General features: G+C 68.6%; 23 protein-coding genes and 2 pseudogenes. 2 read left to right on the top strand and 23 right to left on the bottom strand.

What is annotated here, in order from left to right; translation table 11 throughout:
* Positions 1–254 precede the first annotated feature (254 nt).
* The 5 genes from BX283_RS28645 to BX283_RS40115 all read right to left on the bottom strand — a co-directional run bounded on the left by BX283_RS28645 (position 255) and on the right by BX283_RS40115 (position 1,714).
* A complete protein-coding gene (locus BX283_RS28645) occupies positions 255–437 on the bottom strand; it encodes a hypothetical protein (protein WP_101390365.1) in 183 nt (60 codons plus the stop codon).
* Positions 434–811: a hypothetical protein gene (locus BX283_RS28640; protein ID WP_101390364.1), complete on the bottom strand. Its 378-nt coding sequence runs from the start codon at positions 809–811 to the stop codon at positions 434–436. The genes BX283_RS28645 and BX283_RS28640 overlap by 4 nt, the downstream gene beginning before the upstream one ends.
* Complete coding sequence (locus BX283_RS28635) at positions 808–1,107, bottom strand: hypothetical protein (RefSeq protein WP_101390363.1); 300 nt, start codon at positions 1,105–1,107, stop codon at positions 808–810. The genes BX283_RS28640 and BX283_RS28635 overlap by 4 nt, the downstream gene beginning before the upstream one ends.
* Positions 1,108–1,181: 74 nt before the next feature.
* A complete protein-coding gene (locus BX283_RS28630; RefSeq protein ID WP_101390362.1) occupies positions 1,182–1,379 on the bottom strand; it encodes a hypothetical protein in 198 nt (65 codons plus the stop codon).
* A gap of 128 nt (positions 1,380–1,507) precedes the next feature.
* Positions 1,508–1,714 (bottom strand): hypothetical protein, encoded by a 207-nt coding sequence (locus tag BX283_RS40115; RefSeq protein ID WP_143676468.1) that lies wholly within the window; start codon positions 1,712–1,714, stop codon positions 1,508–1,510.
* A gap of 169 nt (positions 1,715–1,883) precedes the next feature.
* Between BX283_RS40115 and BX283_RS40110 the strand changes: the two genes are divergently transcribed.
* Complete coding sequence (locus BX283_RS40110; protein WP_143676467.1) at positions 1,884–3,167, top strand: hypothetical protein; 1,284 nt, start codon at positions 1,884–1,886, stop codon at positions 3,165–3,167.
* A gap of 121 nt (positions 3,168–3,288) precedes the next feature.
* On the opposite strand, the gene BX283_RS28625 is transcribed toward BX283_RS40110, so the two are convergent.
* The 17 genes and pseudogenes from BX283_RS28625 to proS form a co-directional block, all read right to left on the bottom strand.
* Positions 3,289–3,939, bottom strand: a complete 651-nt coding sequence (locus tag BX283_RS28625; RefSeq protein ID WP_143676465.1) for a hypothetical protein — start codon at positions 3,937–3,939, stop codon at positions 3,289–3,291.
* A 424-nt stretch (positions 3,940–4,363) separates the two neighbouring features.
* A complete protein-coding gene (locus BX283_RS28620) occupies positions 4,364–5,158 on the bottom strand; it encodes a J domain-containing protein (RefSeq protein WP_180357276.1) in 795 nt (264 codons plus the stop codon).
* 432 nt (positions 5,159–5,590) lie between these two features.
* Positions 5,591–6,472, bottom strand: a pseudogene (locus BX283_RS28615) (ATP-binding protein); the annotation flags it as partial.
* Positions 6,473–6,865: a YraN family protein gene (locus BX283_RS28610; RefSeq protein WP_101390359.1), complete on the bottom strand. Its 393-nt coding sequence runs from the start codon at positions 6,863–6,865 to the stop codon at positions 6,473–6,475.
* A 187-nt stretch (positions 6,866–7,052) separates the two neighbouring features.
* Complete coding sequence (locus BX283_RS28605; RefSeq protein WP_003965949.1) at positions 7,053–7,361, bottom strand: DUF2469 domain-containing protein; 309 nt, start codon at positions 7,359–7,361, stop codon at positions 7,053–7,055.
* Positions 7,362–7,416: 55 nt separating this feature from the next.
* Positions 7,417–7,914: an NUDIX hydrolase gene (locus BX283_RS28600; RefSeq protein WP_101392621.1), complete on the bottom strand. Its 498-nt coding sequence runs from the start codon at positions 7,912–7,914 to the stop codon at positions 7,417–7,419.
* Positions 7,915–8,005: 91 nt separating this feature from the next.
* Positions 8,006–8,752, bottom strand: a complete 747-nt coding sequence (gene lepB / locus BX283_RS28595) for a signal peptidase I (RefSeq protein WP_101390358.1) — start codon at positions 8,750–8,752, stop codon at positions 8,006–8,008.
* A gap of 92 nt (positions 8,753–8,844) precedes the next feature.
* Entirely contained in the window at positions 8,845–9,795 is a 951-nt protein-coding gene (lepB, locus tag BX283_RS41730) for a signal peptidase I (RefSeq protein ID WP_101390357.1), read from the bottom strand.
* Positions 9,710–10,717, bottom strand: a pseudogene (gene lepB / locus BX283_RS28585) (signal peptidase I); the annotation flags it as partial. The gene lepB (BX283_RS41730) and the pseudogene lepB (BX283_RS28585), both read right to left, overlap by 86 nt.
* 466 nt (positions 10,718–11,183) lie before the next feature.
* Complete coding sequence (gene lepB, locus BX283_RS28580; protein ID WP_101390356.1) at positions 11,184–11,957, bottom strand: signal peptidase I; 774 nt, start codon at positions 11,955–11,957, stop codon at positions 11,184–11,186.
* Between the two features lie 78 nt (positions 11,958–12,035).
* Positions 12,036–12,386, bottom strand: coding sequence for a 50S ribosomal protein L19 (rplS, locus tag BX283_RS28575; RefSeq protein WP_101390355.1), 351 nt, complete (start codon positions 12,384–12,386; stop codon positions 12,036–12,038).
* A gap of 164 nt (positions 12,387–12,550) precedes the next feature.
* The gene (gene trmD, locus BX283_RS28570) at positions 12,551–13,372 is read right to left on the bottom strand and encodes a tRNA (guanosine(37)-N1)-methyltransferase TrmD (RefSeq protein ID WP_101390354.1); all 822 of its coding nucleotides are present in this window, start codon (positions 13,370–13,372) and stop codon (positions 12,551–12,553) included.
* Positions 13,372–13,968: a ribosome maturation factor RimM gene (gene rimM, locus BX283_RS28565; RefSeq protein WP_101390353.1), complete on the bottom strand. Its 597-nt coding sequence runs from the start codon at positions 13,966–13,968 to the stop codon at positions 13,372–13,374. The genes trmD and rimM overlap by 1 nt, the downstream gene beginning before the upstream one ends.
* Before the next feature lie 130 nt (positions 13,969–14,098).
* Entirely contained in the window at positions 14,099–14,338 is a 240-nt protein-coding gene (locus BX283_RS28560) for an RNA-binding protein (protein ID WP_033266910.1), read from the bottom strand.
* A gap of 2 nt (positions 14,339–14,340) precedes the next feature.
* Positions 14,341–14,781 carry a 30S ribosomal protein S16 gene (gene rpsP, locus BX283_RS28555; RefSeq protein WP_067164757.1) on the bottom strand — a complete coding sequence of 147 codons (441 nt, stop codon included), beginning with the start codon at positions 14,779–14,781 and terminating at the stop codon, positions 14,341–14,343.
* A 254-nt stretch (positions 14,782–15,035) separates the two neighbouring features.
* Positions 15,036–15,629, bottom strand: a complete 594-nt coding sequence (locus tag BX283_RS28550; protein ID WP_101390352.1) for a hypothetical protein — start codon at positions 15,627–15,629, stop codon at positions 15,036–15,038.
* A 260-nt stretch (positions 15,630–15,889) separates the two neighbouring features.
* On the bottom strand, positions 15,890–17,302 hold the full coding sequence (gene proS / locus BX283_RS28545; protein WP_101390351.1) for a proline--tRNA ligase: 1,413 nt from the start codon (positions 17,300–17,302) through the stop codon (positions 15,890–15,892).
* Positions 17,303–17,467: 165 nt separating this feature from the next.
* Between proS and BX283_RS28540 the strand changes: the two genes are divergently transcribed.
* Positions 17,468–18,310 carry a methyltransferase domain-containing protein gene (locus BX283_RS28540; RefSeq protein WP_101390350.1) on the top strand — a complete coding sequence of 281 codons (843 nt, stop codon included), beginning with the start codon at positions 17,468–17,470 and terminating at the stop codon, positions 18,308–18,310.
* A 132-nt stretch (positions 18,311–18,442) separates the two neighbouring features.
* Here BX283_RS28540 and ftsH read toward each other — a convergent pair whose 3' ends face one another.
* Positions 18,443–20,359, bottom strand: coding sequence for an ATP-dependent zinc metalloprotease FtsH (gene ftsH, locus BX283_RS28535; RefSeq protein ID WP_101390349.1), 1,917 nt, complete (start codon positions 20,357–20,359; stop codon positions 18,443–18,445).
* Positions 20,360–20,508 lie beyond the last annotated feature (149 nt).

The following is a 20,508-nucleotide window of genomic DNA, read 5'->3' as shown; positions in this document are numbered from 1 at the left end:
CTCCGACGCGGGGGCGTGGCGTCAGTGACGGTCGCCGCCGTCCTGGTGGGATGCGGCGCATCCGCATGCCCTCGTGGGCGGGAGATGCCCGGGTTTTCGTCCGGATCGCTCAGAGCGGCGAGTCTGCTCTGTCTCCAGTGCCAGGTGCACAAGCTCTGCCAGCCTGGCGACGGTTGCCGGGTCGAGCACTTTCTCGGGGAGCCCTTGGGCGGCCCGAGACCGGCGGACCCAGTCGGCGATGTCGTCCAAGGCGCCTACCAACGACTCGTGCGGCGGACAAGCAGCAGCACAACCACGCTCAGTACTCCGCCACCGACGAGCGCGATGACGAGCCAGGGCAGTACTGGCGCGAGGGCCGCCACCAGCGACCGTGCCACCACCATGGCGACGATCAGGAGGACCAGGACAGTGGTCCACCGGCTCGGCTGGCCACTCACTTACGGCCCCTGCCACGAGGAGGTTCCTTGACCTCCTCGAAGAGCCACGCGAGCTTGCGCGCCTTCTCGATGGTCTTCGCGGCTTGCTGACGGGCCTCGGCCCGACGACGTCGGGCGAGCCGACCAGCCTCGGCTAGTTCGCGGGTCACGTGCTGCCGGACTTCAGCTGCACGGCGGGTTGCGTTGTACGTCGCGTCTCGGACAGCCGCCATCGCGGCGAGTCGCTCGGCCCGGCGCTCGGACCGCCGGCTGCTAGACGAGAAGTCCGGCCAGTCCGAAAGCAGGTGGGCCAGAACGATCAGGCCGGCCAGAGTGATGAGGAAGTTTAGAGGACTGGCGAAGATCCACGAGATGATGTCGCCGAAGACATTCACGAGAGCCTCCCACCGTCGCGGATGTGGTCGTGAATAACGCTGCGCATTGCCTGTTGGCCGTCGTCCAGAATCTCGGCGAGGCCGAGAGCCAGGCCCAGGTCGTCGGGGTTGCGCTCCTGGATGCGGGCGATCTCGTGATGCATGGCCTCGTACTGCTCGGCCACCTCACGGGTGAGCATGCGCGTGAACCGAGCCCGCTCCAGGTGGAGCTGAGCCCGACCCGCAGCTCGGATGAGTGCCACTTCCGCTGCCGTCCGGGCGTTGATGTGGGCGACGTCGGCGCGGAGCTCAGCCATGCGAAGCTCATGCTTCTCCGCGCGGGTCCGCGGGCGACGCTCCGGCCGGTTGTTCCCCTGGGGGGCGAGGGCGCTCACGCGGCTTCCCCCCAGTCGCCGCACTGGTCGGCCCAGTGCCTCAGCCAGCAGGCCTCTTCCTCCAGGGCATCAACGACACTTTCAACTTCCTGGTCGCCCTGGGCGACTATGCGGAGGAAGCGCAGATCAACTTCTATCTGCGCGATGTAGAGCTGGATTCGCCGCTGGAAGCGGCGGCCACCGTTCTTGATCATGGTCTCGACGAGACGGATCGTAGACGGAATGTGCTGCGCGGCATGCGTCGCTGCTCGTCGGGCGCCGGCCGACCAGAGTCGCGGACCAGAGGGCCCGGGCATACCGTTGTTCTCAGGGGATGCGCTACTCATGCCAGTTCCTTGTTGATCTGGTTGATCATGCGGAGCAATTTGAAGCACTTCGCCTCGATCTCATCCAGCTCACGGAACACAGCGTCGGGGTAACCCACGGCGATCGTCCGCAGGAAGAAGTGGCGGATCTTGATATCCGCCACGGCGTAGAGGAACGCTCCCATGACTCCCCTTCGCCATAGCTGTTCGTTCGGTGCATCCATCTGGACCACACCCTTCCTTGCTCGGTGGGCCCGTCGGACCCGGATGACCTCCAGAGTGCGGCCGGTCTCCCTAGATGCAGGAATGGTCGATGTAACGCCGCTGTAAGATCAGCGGACGTCGCCTGGGCGGTGCGCTGGCTGTGGCCGGCAGCTCGAAGGGAGGCCTGTCATGGACACGAACACCTCTGACGGATTGCCTGACATCGCAGACCTCCAGCAGGAACTCAGAAGGCTCCTGGGAAAGGGCCTCGAAGAGGTAACGGATCCAGAAGATTTCGGCTGCATCAGGGAGCTATCGCTCGTACGAGATCGTGTCACTCGCAATTACGACGAAGTCGAGATATGGCGGGACGCCGTTGAAGAGGCAATTTTCGACGGCGTCTATAGCCTAACTTATGCACAGAATCTACTAACCGGTCGCAAGAAGCGAGTCAGGGTGACTATCGACCGACTGACTGAGGCAATCATTAGTAGCTTCAATCTCCGACACGATAAAGATCTTGACACCGCGAAGAAGCGACGCGCCAAGGCTAAGTCGATCCTAAGGCTGAACTGCAGCGAAAAAACATACTGCGAAACGGAGGGCATACCCTGCCCAGAACTTGACCTCATGAGGATTCTCGCTAAACAACTTATCGAACTAGAGGCGGTCGGCGCCAGAGGGTCCACGGAACAAATTGAGCTTACGCTGTTCATGGAAGAGAATGATGGAAATGACCTTGTATACGGGACCTTCTGGCAGGATTTCCGACTAGCAGTTCGACACATGGATATAACCAGAACCTTGAGGCCTAACTCCAGTAAACGCACTTGGATACTGGAGAAAGGCGAATTGATAGGCGCTTGGTCACCCGACTCTGGAAGCATGTACGTGCCGACGCACGGAAACTGCCGAGTACGAATTACGGCGTCCCCTGACGACGGCGTGGTAAAAATAATATTCCCTAAGTCCAAGTATGGCCAATCAAGAACCTTGGGATACAGGAGAGTCTTCCGGCCCCAGCAGCTACTTGAGAATGCGGTACTAATCCAACCATCGGAACCATACGATCGCTTGACCCTCCAGGTTATTCTTCCAAATGAGCCCCAACCGGCATCGGTGTGGGCTTTCATGAACAAGAGGGATCGGCCCCGTTATCACCGCGCCGACTCCGAGATGACGAGAATTAAACCATTGCAGGATGGCAGCTACCGTGCAACCTTCCGAAAACCGGTCCCGAACACATACCTCGGATTCATGTTGCTATTTGACGACTACCCGGGCGGATTGCAGATGCCGTCCATTGCCTATCAGAGTAAGCCGAAGCCGCATGCCCCAGAACAAGACAAGGAAGAGAGGGACAACTCGAAACCGGTCATTGAGAGCACCACGAGCACTGAGGCTGAGCGACCTCCGAGGCGCAGACCTAGCCGCAGACGTAAGCGCACTTCCACAAGCGAGACCAGGGATTGAAAAGGGCCGCGACTGTGTCGCGACCTTTCATGGAGGATGGCCGGGCAGCTCCGGCTAGAAAAAGACCCCGAAAGACAAGTGTCTTCCGGGGTCATGAAACCAAGGCTCCAAGGATCAAGCGCTAGCCCTCCCTCACCACCACCGCCTGGGCAGTGTCTGAGTAGGCGTCGTCGGCCCAGCCGGTGTTCACGTAGACGCTGCGGTCCGAAGAGCCCTCGAAGTACGGAACGTACAGTCTCGACTTGTCCAGGCCCTTGAGATACAGACCGGGAACATCCAGATAAGGGATGTCCCGGCCGTTGTGGCGCTTCAGGTAGTCCGGGCACTGGCTGGCGAGGTCGAAGACCTGGAGGCCGGCTGCGATTTCGGGGTCCACCTGGTCCGGGGCGGTGTCTCGGACCGAACCAAGGTCGATGATCTCCCACCACAGGCGATGGGGCTGGAACGCTGGAGCGCCATCGACCTGCCACAGGTGGTCGGGGCCGGTTTTGAAGCTGTCCGAGATGTCGGTCCTATCGTCCCCGTACACCTCGCAGATTAGCTTCAGCTTGGCGTCAAGGCTGGATGAGAGGTTATCCAGGGTCCAGCACAGTACCCGCACGACCAACGGGCTGGCCGGAGCCGGCGGGATGGCCGGTTCGACGGTGGCAATCTGGGCTTTGGAGAAGCCCAGTCCCTCCCGGTGGTTCCAGAGGTGGAACTGGCGTAGCTGGACCTCGGGAGCAGTGAACCGGACCTCGGGAACGGTGAACACGGGCCTCTTGCGACTCATGGTGAGCTCTTCTCTGCCGCTGCTTATCCATGCTGATGCCTGTTGCATCGCTATGGCCTCAATAGCTGTTGAGATCGGCCTCCTAGCACCAAGTGGCTTGGGTGCAGGAGGCCGATCTCAACACGCAGCAGAAATGAGCGCTAAAGCTTCAAAGGACTTTAGCGAATATAACATAAATGGTTGCAAAATGCAATAGCATGGATCGGCTCTGACGAAATAGGCTGCTGCGCTGAGCAGAAAATCCGGGCTCTAATCTGCCAGCGCCAGAAAAGGGCTGGGAAAGAAGTAACAGTCGCCACTCTCGTTGGCATGAACGCCGTGCGGCGGAGGCGTTCGCCGAGGGCCGAGGCGGCCTTCCAGTACGCAGAACAGGTAACCGCCTGGCGGTGGAATTGGGCCGTCGTCGGGGTTTAGTGGCAACGCCTCAGGGGGCCGCGTGCAGCAGGGCGTAGAGGCCGCTGAACAAGATGGCGCCCAACAGCAACAGAAGGCTGAGGAGCAGGAACAAGCCCAGGCACGTCAGCCGGAAGTTGCGCCAGTTCTCAAGCGTCAGTCGAGGCGCGAGCGGCTTCGGCGGTGGCGTCCGTCGTGGCGGCGGAGGGGCCGGGCGTCGCGGCGGCCGAGGTCTCGGTGGAGGTGGCGGTGGTGGAGCCGGTTCCACCACGGTGATGCAGACCGGCACCAGCACGATGAGGTCGTCGACCACCAGCCGGAGTCGGTCTTCGCGGGGGCCCAGCACGTCGTGCGCTGACAGCGGCCGGGCTCGGAGTCGCAGCCTCACCGCGGGGACGTCGCGGAACGGCTGCTGCTCGACTATCTCCCAGAAGTCCCCACTGGGCTCCAGCACCCACGCGTAGCGAATGGTCGAGCCGTCGCTGAGGCTGACGGTGACGACCCGGTCGGGCGGTACCTCACCAGCGGCAACCGACCCGAAGTCCACCACCTGAGGCTTGACCACGACGACCCGTGGTGGCCGGGGTGGAGGTGGCTCGCGCCGCTCCTCGCGCTTGGCAGTGCCGGCTGCTCGGCGGTCGAGGTCGTGGGCAGCCCGCTTGCTGGGGTCCGCCAACGTCTCGTACGCCAGGTTGAGCAGGATCATCTCCTGGTTGGCCGTCCGGGCGTCCTCGGGCGGACGATGGTCTGGGTGGATCTGCCGCATGCGGATACGGAAGGCCTTGCGGAGAGCAGCCTTGTCCGCATCTTTCGGCACCCGCAGCACGGCGTATAGATCATCGGTTGGTGGTCTCCACACCTGGTACCTCGCAGACCGCACAGTGCTCGTCCAGCCGCCTGCTCCAGCTGAGGGCTTTGACGAATGACACAGCACTGCCACGCTAAGTCAACCATTAGGTGCAAAAGCCCGGCTTGTATCGAATAGAACCGAAATCTTCAGCTTCACCGTCGAGCGGTCACGACCCAGTTCGTGCGGGGGTTCGTCTTCATGCCGTCCGAGGGCCTGGTGACTGACCGGGTAGCCGAGAGTTCCGACCTGGCCGGGCCTCCTTCACGTTCCTGGGCGAAGGCCTACGTGCCTCTTAGCGGGCTTTGGCGCTGGCAGGTCTGACTCCCACGTCGGGAGCGGACGTACGCTGGCTTACACACCCACCTGACGCCCCCTGGTGATGCGTCTGGCCTGAAGGGTGCATAGCCCGTCAGTCGCATCGTCCAGGAAGAGGACGCCTCTGTGGGCGAGTGAGACGGCTCCCGGCCGTGGCAGGCCGTTGCCTCCGCCGACGAGGGACTGCATGGTCGCCGAGTGGTGGGGTGCGCAGTAGGGGGCTTTGTGGACGAGGGGTTTGCCCGGGGGCAGGATTCCTGCGACCGAGTGGATCGCGGTGACTTCGAGGGATTCCTGGCGGGTGAGGGGCGGCAGGATGCCGGGGAGCCGTTCGGCCAGCATGGTTTTGCCGGCGCCGGGCGGTCCGTACAGCATGAGGTGGTGGCCGCCGGCCGCGGCGACTTCCAGGGCGGTGCGGGCGGTGTGCTGTCCGGCGACGTCGGCGAGGTCGTGCGGGCTGGTGTCGGCGTCGATGGAGAGGCCGGTGCCGACGCCGGCGCCGGGGACGACCAGTCCGGCGAGCATGGCGTCGGGCCTGCCTTCTTGGTCGGGTTCTTCTTCGGGTACGGGTTCGTCGGTGAGGACGGCGATGAGCTGGCGCAGGCTCCGTACGCCGAGGACGGAGATGCCGGGGACCAGGGACGCTTCGGCGGCGGTCTGTTCGGGGACGACGACCTGTTCGTATCCGGCTTCGGCGGCGGCGAGGACGGCGGGCAGGATGCCGCGCACGGGGCGCACCCGGCCGTCGAGTCCGAGTTCGCCGATCATCACGAGGTCGGCGAGTTCTCTGGGGTCGATGCGTTCGGCTGCGCCGAGGACCGCGCAGGCAACGGCGAGGTCGAAGCCGCTGCCGCTCTTGTCGGGCAGGCCGACGAGGGTGAAGGCGGCGACGCCCGGTTCGAGGTCGGCCTGGACTTCCACGACGACGCCTTCGACGCCGACGAGTGCCACGGAGCAGGTGCGGGCGAATCCCATTTACGCCACCCCCCGCACGTGCTCGGCGCGGGGTGCGCCGCGCTGGGGCAGGACGACGCCGACGACGTCGATGCGGACGCCGCCGCCCGGCGGTCCTCCGTGGTCGGCGAGCCAGCGCTCGGCGAGGTGTCTGAGCCGCTCGGCCTTGGCGGGGGTGACGGCCGCCATGGGGTGTTCGAACGGGCCCGCTCTGCGGGTCTTGACCTCGCAGATCACCAGTACGTCGCCGTCGTGGGCGACGATGTCGATCTCTCCGGTCCTGCCGCCGCGCCAGTTGCGGGCGACCACTGTCATTCCGGCGTCGGCCAGCAGTCTGGCCGCCACGTCTTCGCCGTACTGCCCGAGTGCTCCTCGTGCGTTCATTTCGGCACCACCTCCGGCACCGACTGTCACGCAATCGCCGCCAGCGAGTGGATCTTGGTGGACAGCCGGGCTGTTGTGGATAACTCGGTCACCCACACGGTGGATGTGAGCACGGTGGGGGTACGCACGACTGACGTACGCACAGAGGACGTACGTCGTGGGCGCGGCGAAATCGGTGGCCGCGATTGCCCCCTGCCGACACCGCGAACGCGGCGGATCAGCCCCCCGGGAGCTCCAGATCGCTCTTGTTGAGCTCCTCGATATTCACGTCCTTGAACGTGAGAACGCGGACCTGCTTCACGAAGCGGGCCGGCCTGTACATGTCCCAGACCCAGGCGTCCGCCATCGACACCTCGAAGAACACCTCACCCTGGACCGAGTGCACCTGCATCTCGTAGTCGTTGGTGAGGTAGAAACGCCGCTCGGTCTCGATCACGTATTTGAACAGACCGACGACGTCGCGGTACTCCCGGTAGAGCTTCAGCTCCATCTCGGTCTCGTACTTTTCGAGGTCCTCGGCGCTCATGGCATGTTCCCCTTCAGCCGTGCGTCCCCCTATTGTGCGTCAGCCCCCCGGGCCTCTAGACGATTTCCGGAGCCAGGACCACCGGCGCACGCGGAGGACCCTCGTCGAGCAGCGTGCGCAGCAGCTCGGCGAGTCTGGTCGGGTACACCGTCTCACGGGCCGCCGACAGTTCGGCGGAGGTCCACCACCTCAGCCCCGTGGTACTGCGTCGTTCCAGCTCGGTGAGGCCGGTCGGCGCGGCCTCGGTCTGGGTGGTTCGGGCCAGGAAGTACCACTCGTCCTGATCCCAGCGGCGGCCGTCGAAGGGGAACGAGCACATCCGGCGCCACAGCACGGGCCCCAGCTGCACGTCCGTGATCCCGGTCTCCTCGGCCAGCTCGCGCAGGGCCGCCTCGGCCCGGGTCTCGTCGCCCTCCACGCCTCCGCCGGGGGTGAACCACCAGGTGTCGTCGGGATTGTCCGGTTCGTAGCCGTGCATCAGCAGAATGCGGTCCTGCGGATCGAGCAGTACGACCCGGGCGACCTTGCGAAATCCGGACGCCTCGCTGCCCAGCGGCCCACCGGCCCCGCTCGACCCGTCGGTCTCACCGATCCCGCCAGCCTCGCCGGCCCCGGGCTCGGCCCCGCCCCCGGCCCCACCCGCCTCACTGCCCCCCAACCGGCACCTCCCGTCCCGCCCCGCGCCGCCGCCCCAGGCGCCGCGCCAGCGGTCCGTACGCCGCGCCCAGCACGATCAGCACGGCTCCGGCGACCACCGCGCCCACCATCAGCGTCAGCGGCCCCGGCTGCGAGATACCGCCCGGAAGTGCCTTGAAGCCCGTCGGGCGCTTCAGCATGCCGTCCAGCGGCCACGCCACCGCGTCCACGCGCGCGCTGACGGCCGAGCGCGGCACCGAGCCGTTCGCCGCGTCCTCCAGGTGTACCCGGGAGTCCAGCGAGACGTCGCGCTCGTCGCCGAGGAGGAAGAGCTGGTCCTTCGGGACGGTGGCGCTGAACTTGGTCGTGGAGGGGGCCGTGTTGTGCAGATACGGTTCGTCGATCGCCTGGCCGTTGACGGTCAGCTTGCCGCCCTGGTCGCAGCACTTGACGGTGTCGCCGCCTATGCCGACCACGCGCTTGACCATGGGGACGTTGCCCCAGACCTTGTCCTCGAAGATCACCACGTCGCCGCGCTTGACGTCGGCGCCGTCGATGCGCTGGGCGAGGACCCGGTCGCCCGCCTTGACCGTCGGCTCCATGGACTGGGTCGGGACCGTGTACGGCTTGTACTCGACGGCGCCCCAGGCGAACCCGCCGAGGAAGAGCACACAGCCGACGGCCACGGCCAGCCCCGACAGCAGATTGCCGAGACCGCGGCCGCGGCCGTCGTCCGTACGTCCTGTTCCGCTCATCCCAGTGCTCCTCCCCCGGTCACCCGCGTTCTGCGCGGGTCCCGGAGATCGACGATCTGGGACGGCACCCTACCCGGCGGTATCCCGCGCGGTCAGCCCTCCCGGGTGAGGTCGGCGCCCTCGATCGCGTCACTCTGCCGGGTGAGCCTGCGCCGCCGCCACAGCACGACCGGCACCGCGCCCGCGAGCCCCGCGGCCACCGGGGCCGCCGTGCCGGCCGCGGCCATGCCGTTGATGCCCTTCTGGTCGAAGGTGCCCGGGATGCCGAGCCAGTCGATGCGGTTGAGCGGCCAGGCGATGGTGAACGCGCGGCCCACGACCTCGTCGTTGGAGACGGTGCCGCCGCCCGGCAGCTCCTGGTGGTAGCGGGAGTCCAGCGAGTTCTGGCGGTGGTCGCCCATCACCCAGATCCGGCCCTTGGGGACCTTGATCGGGCCGAACGGCATGTCGTCGCAGGCGCTGTCGCCGGGGTAGATGTACGGCTCGTTCAGGGCGTGGCCGTTGACCTTGACCGGGCCGCCCTTCTTGCACTCCACTGTGTCGCCGCCGGTCGCGATGACCCGCTTGATCAGGTCCTTCTCCTCGGCGGACGGCATCAGGCCGATGAAGCTGAGGAACTTCTGCACCGCGTTGGGCTCGGCCGGCTTCTGGTCCTCCAGCCAGCCGCCCGGGTCGTGGAAGACGACGACCTCGCCGCGCTCGGGCGTGGAGCCGAACCACGGCGTCAGCTTGTCCACCAGGACGCGGTCACCGCGCTGGAGGGTGTCCTGCATCGAGTCCGAGGGGATCGAGAACGCCTGCACCAGGAACGTCTTGATCAGCAGCGCCAGGATCAGCGCGATACCGATGAGCAGCGGCAGCTCCTTCCAGAAGGAGCGCTGCTTCCTGGGGCCGCTGCCCGAGCCGCCCGGCTCACCGTCACCCCCCGAGCCGTCGGCGGTGCCGCCACCGCCGCTGTCGGCCTGAGCCTGTGCGGGCGGGTCGGCGGGCCCGTCCGGCCGCTCCTCGGGCTCGTCGTGTCCGGATCGTGCGCCGACCGCCAAATCCCCCACATCCACTCCTCAGTCCGTGCCACCGCCCGCGCCGTGCCAGGCGCAGGCCCACCACTCCCATAACGAGCGGGAGTTCCGCAGGGCTCGGGAGCCGGATCGTCTCGTTCGATTTCGGGTCATCCGATATCGATTTATTTACTGCTACTTCGCGTGATCTGTCGGGATCCGCTGCCGGATCCCGGGAGGACACCCTATGCGACGCACCGAGCGCGGTGTCCGACCTGCCGGGCGCGTCCGGCACCGAGCCGAATGTCCCGGGCTCCTCCAGCCACTTCCAGCGGTCGAAGGGCCAGCCGATGACGACGGCCCGCCCGATGACGCCGTCCTCGGAGACGGTCCCGTGGTACGCCTCGTCGAGGTGGAAGCGGGAATCGGCCGAATTCGAGCGGTGGTCGCCCATCATGAAGAGCCGTCCCTCGGGCACCTTGACCTCGAACCTGATCTCCGAGGGCGGGTTGCCGGGGTGTACGTAGGGCTCGTCCAGGGGCACGCCGTTGACGGTGACCTTGCCGCCCGCGTCGCAGCACTTCACGGTGTCGCCGCCGACCGCGATGACCCGCTTGATGAGATCCTGCTCGTTGTCGGAGGGCAGCAGTCCGATGAAGGTGAGTCCCTGTTTGACCTGCTTGACGACCACCGGGTCGCTGCCGCCGGTGGTCTTCTTCTCTTCCTTGAGCCAGCCGCCGGGGTCCTTGAAGACCACCACGTCGCCGCGCTGCGGCCGGGAGCCGAACCAGGGCGTGAGCTTGTCGACGAGCACCCGGTCCCCGATGGTGATCGTCTCCTGCATCGAGCCGGACGGGATGACGAAGGCCTGGACGAGGAACGTCTTCAGTACGAGGGCGATGAGCACCGCCACCCCGACGAGCAGGGGTATCTCCTTCACCGCGGACCTGCGGCGGCGCCGCTTCACCTTGCGGGCGAGCCTGCGCCGGTCGGCCCGGCCCTGCTGGGCCCGGCGGCCGGGCGGGCGCTCGGAGGCTGCCGCCGCCTCCGTGGCGGGTTCCGTCGCCTCCGTGGCGGGTCCGGGGGGTGCGTAAGGATCGGATGCGTACGGATCGGATGCGTACGGATCGGGTGCGTACGGATCGGGTGCGTACGGATCGGGTCCCGAAAGATCGGGTACGGAGAGATCGGGCTCCGTAGGAGCGACCGCGGGCGCCTCGGCAGTCACGAAGGCATCCGCGGCGGTCGCGAAGGCATCAGGGGCAGTCGCCAAGGCATCGGGGCCGGTCGCGAAGGCATCCGCCTGCGAGGCGCGTCCCGCGGCCCCTCTCGTTCTCGCCCCCGCCCCCCGCGCCCCCGCACGCGACGTCGGCCGGGTGCCGGTGGGCAGTGGTTCGTCGGCGGGGCGGGGCGCCGAGCGCGGGCGCCCGCGGTTACCCATGGGCGCCGCCCGGTGCGGGCACGCGCGCGAAGGCGCCGGAGCCGCCGATGCCCGACCAGCGGCCGAACGGCCAGCCGATCCAGTCGACGCGCCCCACCACATGGTCCACGGGCACCATGCCGCCGCCCGGGGAGCCGAGGTGGTCGCGGGAGTCGCTGGAGCGCGAGCGGTGGTCGCCCAGGACGAACAGGGTGCCGTCGGGCACCACGATGTCGAAGGGCACCTGGGAGGGGGCGTCGCCCGGGTGCACGTACTCCTCGGTCACCGGTGTCCCGTTCACCCGCACCCTCCCGCCCTTGTCGCAGCACACGATCCGGTCGCCGCCGACGCCGACGACCCGCTTCACGTACACATTCCCCTCGGGCTCCCGCAGCCCCAGGGACGCAACCGCTGAACGAAGGGCCCTGCCCACCGGGTTCCCGTCCGGCGGCTCGTCCGTGAAGGAACCCCGGCCGTCGAAGACCACGACGTCACCGCGGGCCGGATGGCTGCCGAAACGGTACGCCAGCTTGTTGACCAGGACCCGGTCGCCCACCTTCAGGGTGGGCTCCATGGAGCCGCTGGGGATCAGGAAGGGCTGCAGGACGAAGTGGCTGAGCAGCAGCAGGAAGACCAGGCACACCGCGAACAGGGCCGCGGCCTTGCGCCAGGGCCCTTCCAGGAGGGCGGCGAGGGCGGGAAAACGCGCGGAGCGCGACCCCCGCTCCGGCCCCGGCTGAGAGGTGGAGGGGAGGTCGCGCTCCGTGTGCTGTGCTTCGGTGTCCATCGGGGGCAGAGCCTATCCGCCCGGCCTGTGGACCCGTACGCGAGTGTGGTGGGCCGTGGCTCACCGCCGAGCCGGAGCTCAGTTGTCGCGCTTCTCCTTGATCTTCGCGGCCTTGCCGCGGAGCTCGCGCAGGTAGTACAGCTTCGCGCGGCGGACGTCACCGCGGGTGACGAGCTCGATCTTCTCGAAGATCGGGGAGTTCACCGGGAAGGTGCGCTCGACGCCGACGGAGAAGGAGACCTTGCGGACCGTGAAGGTCTCGGAGACGCCGGCGCCCTGACGGCGGATGACAACGCCCTTGAACTGCTGGATACGGGAGCGGTTGCCCTCGATCACGCGGACGTGGACGTTGACGGTGTCACCCGGGCGGAAGGCCGGGACGTCGGTGCGGAGCGCCGCGGCGTTGACGGAGTCGAGCAGGCTGGCCATGTTCTTCTGCTTCCTCGCCGATGCCACAGGTCATCAGCGGAATGTCGTGATGGGGTTCAGGTTGCCGTTCGCACCGGACCGCCGTGGGGCGACTCCCGCGTGCGCGGGGAACGCTTTGCCCTTCCCCCTGTGGCAGGGGCGTGGGCCGGGCGTACAGCAGCGGCTTATTCTTCCACGTCCTGGGGCCTGCGCCAAAATCGGCCGCCGGGCTCGGGGGCCCAGCCCAGGATGGAGAGCACTTCGCGGTCCTTCTTGTCGAAGGCGGCGGGGTCGCAGCGCTCGATCAGGTCGGGCCGGTTCAGGGCGGTGCGGCGGAACGCCTCGTCCCGCCGCCAGCGGGCGATCTTGCCGTGGTGCCCGCTGAGCAGGACGTCCGGGATGCCGCGGCCGCGCCACTCGGGGGGCTTGGTGTAGACGGGCCCTTCGAGGAGGTTGGCCATGGCGCCGGGGGCGAAGGAGTCGTCGCGGTGGGACTCGGCGTTGCCGAGGACGCCGGGCAGCAGCCGGGCCACCGCCTCGGTGATGACCAGGACGGCGGCCTCCCCGCCCGCGAGGACGTAGTCGCCGATGGAGACCTCGTACACCGGTATCCGCGTGGCGTACTCGTCCATGACGCGGCGGTCGATGCCCTCGTAGCGCGCGGGCATGAAGATCAGCCACGGCTTGGCGGAGAGCTCGACGGCGAGTTCCTGGGTGAAGGGCCGTCCGCTGGGCGTGGGCACCACCATGACGGGACCGTGCGCCCCCGCCTCGTACCCGTCGGCCAGCGCGTCGTCGAGGCAGGCGCCCCAGGGCTCGGTCTTCATGACCATGCCGGGGCCGCCGCCGTAGGGGGTGTCGTCGACCGTGTTGTGCCGGTCGTGGGTCCACTCCCGCAGGTCGTGCACGTGGACGTCGAGCTGTCCACGCGCGCGTGCCTTGCCGACGAGGGAGACGTTCAGGGGCTCCAGGTACTCGGGGAAGATCGTGACGACGTCGAGGCGCATCAGTTCTCGTCCCCACTGACGTCGCCGGAGTCGCCGGAAGCGCTTGCGTCGCCGGCCTCCTCGTCGCGCGCGGAGGCGATCTCGGCGCGGTCGTCGATCAGACCGGGCGGCGGGTCGATGACGGCCCGCTGCTCGTCCAGGTCGATCTCGGTGACGATCTCGCCGACGAACGGGATCATGACCTCGGTGCCGTCGGGCCGCTCGACGATGAAGAGGTCCTGGGACGGCAGGTGCGAGATCTCGGTGATCCGGCCGACCTCGGTGCCGTCGGTGAGGACCACGTCGAGGTCGATGAGCTGGTGGTCGTAGTACTCGTCGTCCTCTTCGGGACGCTCCTCCGGGTCCACGTCGGCGATGAGCAGGGTGTTGCGCAGGGCCTCGGCGCCGGTCCGGTCGCGTACGCCCTCGAAGCGCAGCAGCAGACGGCCGCTGTGGACGCGGCCGGTCTCGATGGTGAGCGGCCCGGTGGAGGCCGGGTCGGTGGCCAGTACGGCGCCGGGGGCGAGCCGCAGCTCCGGCTCGTCGGTGCGCACCTCGACGGTGACCTCGCCCTTGATGCCGTGGGCGCGGCCGATCCGCGCGACTACCAGCTGCACGTCGTTCAACTTTCCTGTCGGATGCCTACGGCTTCTCGGTGTGTGGGGTCCAGAGACGACTGCGGGCCGGGGAAGGCGCTATGGCCCTCCCCGGCCCGAGCCGGCGCATCTGGTAAAACAACCAACTTTGTCAGTGGACCTGGTCCACGTCGACGAGGTCGACGCGGATACCACGGCCACCGATGGCGCCCACGACGGTACGAAGAGCGCGGGCGGTGCGGCCGTTGCGGCCGATCACCTTGCCGAGGTCGTCGGGGTGGACCCGGACCTCCAGCACGCGCCCCCGGCGCAGGGTGCGCGAGGCGACCTGCACGTCGTCGGGGTTGTCGACGATGCCCTTCACGAGGTGCTCAAGAGCCTCCTCGAGCATGCTCAGGCCTCGGTCGACTCGGCGGCGTCGGCCGCAGCCTCGTCCGCCTTCTTGTCAGCCTTCTTGGCCTTGGGGGTGATGGCCTCACCCTTGGCGTCGTCGCCCTCGAGAGCCTTGGCGAACTCGTCGAAGGAGCGGCGCTTGCTCTCCTTCGTCTCCGGCTGCAGCAGCGGCGCGGGGGCCGGGAGGCCCTTGTGCGCCTGCCAGTCACCGGTCAGCTTCAGGATGGCGAGCACAGCCTCGGTGGGCTGGGCGCCGACCGACAGCCAGTACTGCGCACGCTCGGCGTCGACCTCGATGCGCGACGGGTTGTACGTCGGGTGGTAGATACCGATCTCTTCGATCGCGCGACCGTCACGACGGGTGCGGGCGTCGGCGACGACGATGCGGTAGTGCGGCTGGCGAATCTTGCCGAGGCGCTTGAGCTTGATCTTGACTGCCACTGGAGTGGTGTCTCCTGGTCTTGACGTGGTTGGGCACAACGGGATGCCACGTGGGGTTGCGGTACTCGGAGTGCCCGATGGACGCGTCAGCCGGAGGCGAGAGGGTTCCTGTGCGGCTGTCGAGTACAGCTAGCCATTGTGCCACATGCCGGCGCCGGGCACGCCGGGGGTCCGTGGGGCACCCCCGGGCGGCGCACCTGCGTGTGGGGTCCGCCTCCCGGCCGCGCCGCCCCCGTCCGGCGACCGGTCCGGGATCAGCTCGCGGCGGCCACGACCTCGGGGATGCGGAACGGCTTGCCGCAGCCGCCGCAGACGATCGGCGCCTGGGCGAGCACGGAGGGGACGACGCGCACGTTGCGGCCGCAGTCGCAGACGGCCTTGACGCGGACGCCGCCGCCGGAGGAGCCGTGCCGTGCCGCCGGGCCTCTGAAGGAGCGCTTGGTGTCGGCGGCGGTGGCCACGGTGTGTGCCTTGAGGGCCCGCTGCAGCCGCTCGATCGTCGGCCGGTAGCGGCGCCTCGCCTCGGGGTTCAGCGCGACCAGGGAGAAGCCGCTGCTGGGGTGCGGTTCCTCGGGATGGTCGAGGCCGAGCTCCTCGGCGATGGCCAGGAATCTGCGGTTGTGGTACCGCCCGGCCCGGGATGTGTCGCGGACACCCCGGGCGGCGGCAATGCCGTGGACTGCCTCATGGAGCAGTCGCTCGAAGGAGAGCTCGGCGCCGCAGGCGGACGACGACTCTCCGATCAGGGACTCGGGCGCGGCAAGGTCAGGCAGCTCGGGGTGGTACCGCTGAATGTCGGCCCACGCCTGCGCCAGCTCTGCGGCGAGAACAGGTGGTGTCGTGCTCACGTCGTGACAACGAGCCGGAGTGCCCCGGTGTTCCTATTCCGGGGCATCCCAAATAATTTGCACGTACCCGTCAGTTGCCGTTGATGCGTCCGGACGAGGGCGGGTGCGCTGATCTGCGGAGAAGCCTCACAGCTCACACCAAGGTAGTACGTAGCGGCGCGTACGCCCCGGCGCGTAGATGATGTCCACACGCCGGGGTGCCAGGAATCAGCCGGTGCGCAAGAGGCGTTTTCGGCCGACCCGAACGGGCCGCGGGCCGCTCAGTAGGAGCGGGCGACGATGGCGACGGTACCGGGGGCGTCGTCGGCGTCGGGGACCGACCCGTCCTCGGCGACCAGACACCGTACGGACACGGCCTGCTCGGCGAGCTTGGCCTCGCCCTCGGCGCCCAGGGTCGCCCACGGGATGCGCGCCCAGCCGCCGGCGGTGGCGGCCTCGGCGGCCTCCTCCAGGGTGGTGACCTCGCTGGTGCGGGACTCGCGGCGCTCGCGGGACTCGCGCAGCAGCTGTGCCTGGTCCTCTTCGAGGACCTTGGGCAGCAGTTCGCCGAGCGCGTCGATGGCGACGGGCTCCTTGCCGCCGGGGATGCGGCGGGCGAGCATCGCGGTGCCGGCCTCCAGGTCGCGCGGGCCGATCTCGACGCGTACGGGCACGCCCTTGAGCTCCCAGTCCACCGCGCGGCGGCCGAAGGGGGTGTCCACCCGGTCGTCGACCTGGACGCGGATGCCCAGCGCCTTCAGGCGGTCGCCGAGCTCGCGGACCTTGGCGACGGCCTCGTCGCCCTTGATCGCCATGACGACGACCTGGACGTGCGCCAGGCGCGGCGGCACCCGCAGGCCGTTGTCGTCGCCGTGCGACATGATCAGACCGCCGACCATGCGGGTGGAGACGCCCCACGAGGTCTGCCAGACCAGTTCCTGCTTGCCGTCCTTGGACAGGTACTGGGTGTTGAAGGCCTTGGCGAAGTTGGTGCCCAGCTCGTGGCTGGTGCCCAGCTGGAGGGCCTTGCCGTCGCCCATCATGCCTTCGAGCGTGAGGGTGTTGATGGCGCCGGCGAACCGCTCCTTGGGCGTCTTGCGGCCCAGGACCACGTCGATGCCCAGGACGTTGGTCATGAAGTCCGCGTAGACGTCCTTGTGGATGCGCGCCGCGTAGTCGCGGGCGTCCTCATAGGAAGCGTGCGCGGTGTGGCCCTCCTGCCAGAGGAACTCACTCGTACGGAGGAAGACGCGCGGCCGCATCTCCCAACGGACCACGTTGGCCCACTGGTTGATGAGCAGGGGCAGGTCGCGGTAGCTCTGCACCCACTTCGAGAAGTAGTCGTTGATGATCGTCTCGGAGGTGGGGCGCACCACGACGGGCTCTTCGAGCTCCTTGCCGCCGCCGTGCGTGACCACCGCGAGCTCGGGCGCGAAGCCCTCGACGTGCTCGGCCTCGCGGGTCAGGTAGGACTGCGGGATGAACAGCGGGAAGTACGCGTTCTGGGCGCCCGCGTCCTTGATGCGCGCGTCCATCTCCTGCTGCATCCGCTCCCACAGGCCGTAGCCGTACGGTCGGATCACCATGGTGCCGCGCACCGGACCGTTGTCCGCGAGCTCGGCCTTGTTGATCAGATCCTGGTACCAGCGGGGGAAGTCTTCCGCCTGGGGCGTGAGAACGGGTGCCTTTGCCATGGCGCGAATGGTACGGGCCCGGCGGCCCCGAACGTGAATCGCCCTCCCTCTGGACGCGATGGCGGATGCGGAGTTCCCTGGCATACGGGGGGAGTGCGACCGCACGTGTACGGGGGCTTTCCATCAGCGCACGGCTGACCTCTTCTGCGGATTGGGGCGCTTTCCATGACACCTACGCTCGTCCGGCATCAGTCCCCCGCGGCCTCCGCCCCGCCCGCGCAGGCATGTGCACGCGCGCGTGACTGGGCGGAGATCCAGGAGCGGATGCTGGTACCGCTCTACGAAGCGGTGTACGAGCGGCTGGAGGTGGGACCCGCCACCCGGCTGCTCGGCCTGGGCTGCGGCTCCGGGCTCGCCCTGTTGATGGCGGCCTCGCGCGGCGCGCGCGTGACGGGTGTGGACACCCGGCCGGAGCGGCTCGCGCTGGCCCGTGAGCGGCTGCTGCCGGAGGGGGTGTGGGGGCGCGCCGGGGACCGCGACGGCGCCCGCGTCCTGGAGGGCGGCCCGGAGGCCGCCGGTCCCGCCGCGGCCCGCTACGACCTGGTGACCGCCTTCGAGCCGGTGGGCTGCGCGGCGGGCGACGCGGACGGCCCCGGGGCGGCCCTGGAGGCCGCGGTGGGGCTCGCCGAGCGCGGCGCCGCGGTGGTGCTGGCCGGCTGGGGCCCGCCGGAGCGGTGTGCCACCTCGGGCGTGCTGCGGGTGGCGACCCGGCTCGCCGACGCGCCGCGCTGGCGGCCGAGCCTGCGCGACGATCTGGAGGACCTGGCGTCGCGGGCGGGGCTGCGGCCCGACGGTTCGGGGCGGGTGGCGTGCCCGTTCGGCTACGCGGACACCGACAGCGCGGTGCGCGGGCTGCTGTCGACGGGCCTGTTCGACGCGGCGGCCAGGGCCACCGACCAGGTCCAGGTCGAGAAGGAGCTGACGGAGGCGCTGCACCCACATCTGCGCCGGGACGGCACGGTGTGGATGCCGAACGTATTCCGCTATCTGATCGCGCGCACGCCGTAGCAGGCGCACGGTCTTGGGCCACGCGCGCGTAGAGCGAGCCTGGGCAGCCACGCGCGCGTAGGGCGAGCCCTTTGCCGACCGTCGCAGGCGCGCCCTTCGACCACGCGCGCGTAGAGCGAGTGCCGGGCCCGTTCAGGAGTCCGTCTTCGCCAGGCGCGGGATGCCCGCCGCGCGGTACGCGGCCTCCTCCTCCAGCGTCTCGTTCTTGAGCAGCGCCTCGGCGAGGGCGTCGAGCTTGGGGCGGTGCTCGCGCAGCAGGCGGCACGCCTCGGCGTAGCACTCGTCGACGATGCGGCGCATCTCGGTGGCGATGGCGTCCAGGGTCTCGGGGGCCGCGGCGAGCCCGTACGCCTGCTGGGCGTCGCCCGGCAGGGCGGTGAGGGGGCCGATCTTCTTGCTCATGCCCCATCGGGCCACCATGCCCCGGGCCAGGTTGGTGACCTGTTCGAGGTCGTTCTCGGCGCCGGTGGTGATCACGTCGAAGACGACGTGCTCGGCCGCCATGCCGCCGAGCGCGCCGATGATGCGGCCGCGCAGATAGTCCTCGGTGTACGCGTACTTGTCGGCGTCCGGGGTGGACAGCGTCACGCCGAGCGCCCGGCCCCGGGGCACGATGGTGATCTTGCGGACGGGGTCGGCGCCGGGCTGGAGCATGCCGAGCAGGGCGTGGCCGCTCTCGTGGTAGGCGGTGCGGCGGCGCTCCTCCTCCGGCATCACCAGCGGCCGCTCGGCGCCCAGCTGGACCTTCTCCAGGGCGTCGGAGAGGTCGGACTGGGTGACCTCGCTCTGGCGGCGTTTGACGGCGAGCAGGGCCGCCTCGTTGGCCAGGTTGGCGAGTTCGGCGCCGGTCATGCCGGGGGTGGTGCGGGCCAGCTGGGCGAGGTCGACGTCGTGGGCCATCGGGATCTCACGGGTGTGGATCTTCAGGATGGACTCGCGGCCTCCCCGGTCGGGCGGGCTGACCTGCACGATCCGGTCGAATCTGCCGGGCCGGGTGAGCGCCGGGTCCAGGACGTCGGCCCGGTTGGTGGCGGCGATGACGACGACGCCCTCGGATCCGGAGAAGCCGTCCATCTCGGTGAGGATCTGGTTCAGCGTCTGCTCGCGCTCGTCGTGCCCGCCCATCCCGGCGCCGCCGCCGCGCGCCCGTCCGATGGTGTCGATCTCGTCGATGAAGATGATGGCGGGGGCCACCTTCCGTGCCTCGGCGAAGAGTTCGCGTACCCGCGAGGCGCCCACGCCCACGATCATCTCGATGAACTCGGAGGCCGATGCGGAGAAGAACGGCACCCCGGCCTCGCCCGCGACGGCCCGCGCGAGCAGGGTCTTGCCGGTGCCGGGCGGGCCCGCGAGCAGGACGCCGCCGGGCATCCGGGCGCCCATCTTCCGGTACGCGGACGGGTTCTTGAGGAAGTCCACGACGTCGTTGAGCTCGCCCTCGACCTCGTCGATGCCGGCCACGTCCTCGAAGGTGGTCCTCTTGTCCTCGGTCAGCTCGACGGGTTTGGGCGGCGCCTTGCGCCCCAGCATCCCGCCGCCGAGCCCGGCGCTCATCCGGCGGGCGATGAACAGCCACAGGACGACCAGCAGGAGCATCGGGGCGAGCGAGATCAGCAGGTTGGCCAGGAAGCTGCGGTGCTCGACGACCGGCTGGGCGGTGACGGTGACGTTCTGCTTGGTCAGCTGGGACCACAGGTCGTCGTCGGCGAAGGTCGGCCGCTGGGTGGTGAACTTGGTGTACTTGTCGCTGCCGCCGGGGACGGTCTGGGAGCTCTTGAGCTGCCCCTGGATGGCGTCGCCCTTGGAGTAGATCTTCTCCACGTTGCCGGCCGAGACCTGTTTGCTGAACTCGGTGTACGACAGCGTCGGCTCGTTGCCCTCGTCGAGGAACGACAGGATCAGATTGGTGATCAGGTAGACGACGAGCGCGGCGAGGATCAGGCTGCCCCAGCCCCCGGGCATCTTCCGCTTCGGCGGGGGCGACGGGGGCGCGCCCTCGGAGCGCCATGGCTGGTCGGTGCGATCTCGTGGGGGTACGGGATTGGGCACGCTGCTCTCCTCTGGCCTGTACGGCGATTATCGGAGAGCGGGCCGAGCGGGGCATTCCGGGTGGGCCGACAGGGCTGCCGGGGCCCGGGTACGCGCAGGGGCCCGCGGCCTGTACGGCTCGCGGGCCCTTGCGACACCTTCGCCGGACG

Origin of the sequence: Streptomyces sp. TLI_146, assembly GCF_002846415.1 — a bacterium.
Taxonomy (GTDB): domain Bacteria; phylum Actinomycetota; class Actinomycetes; order Streptomycetales; family Streptomycetaceae; genus Streptomyces.
This window is presented reverse-complemented; position numbering and strand designations above follow the sequence as displayed.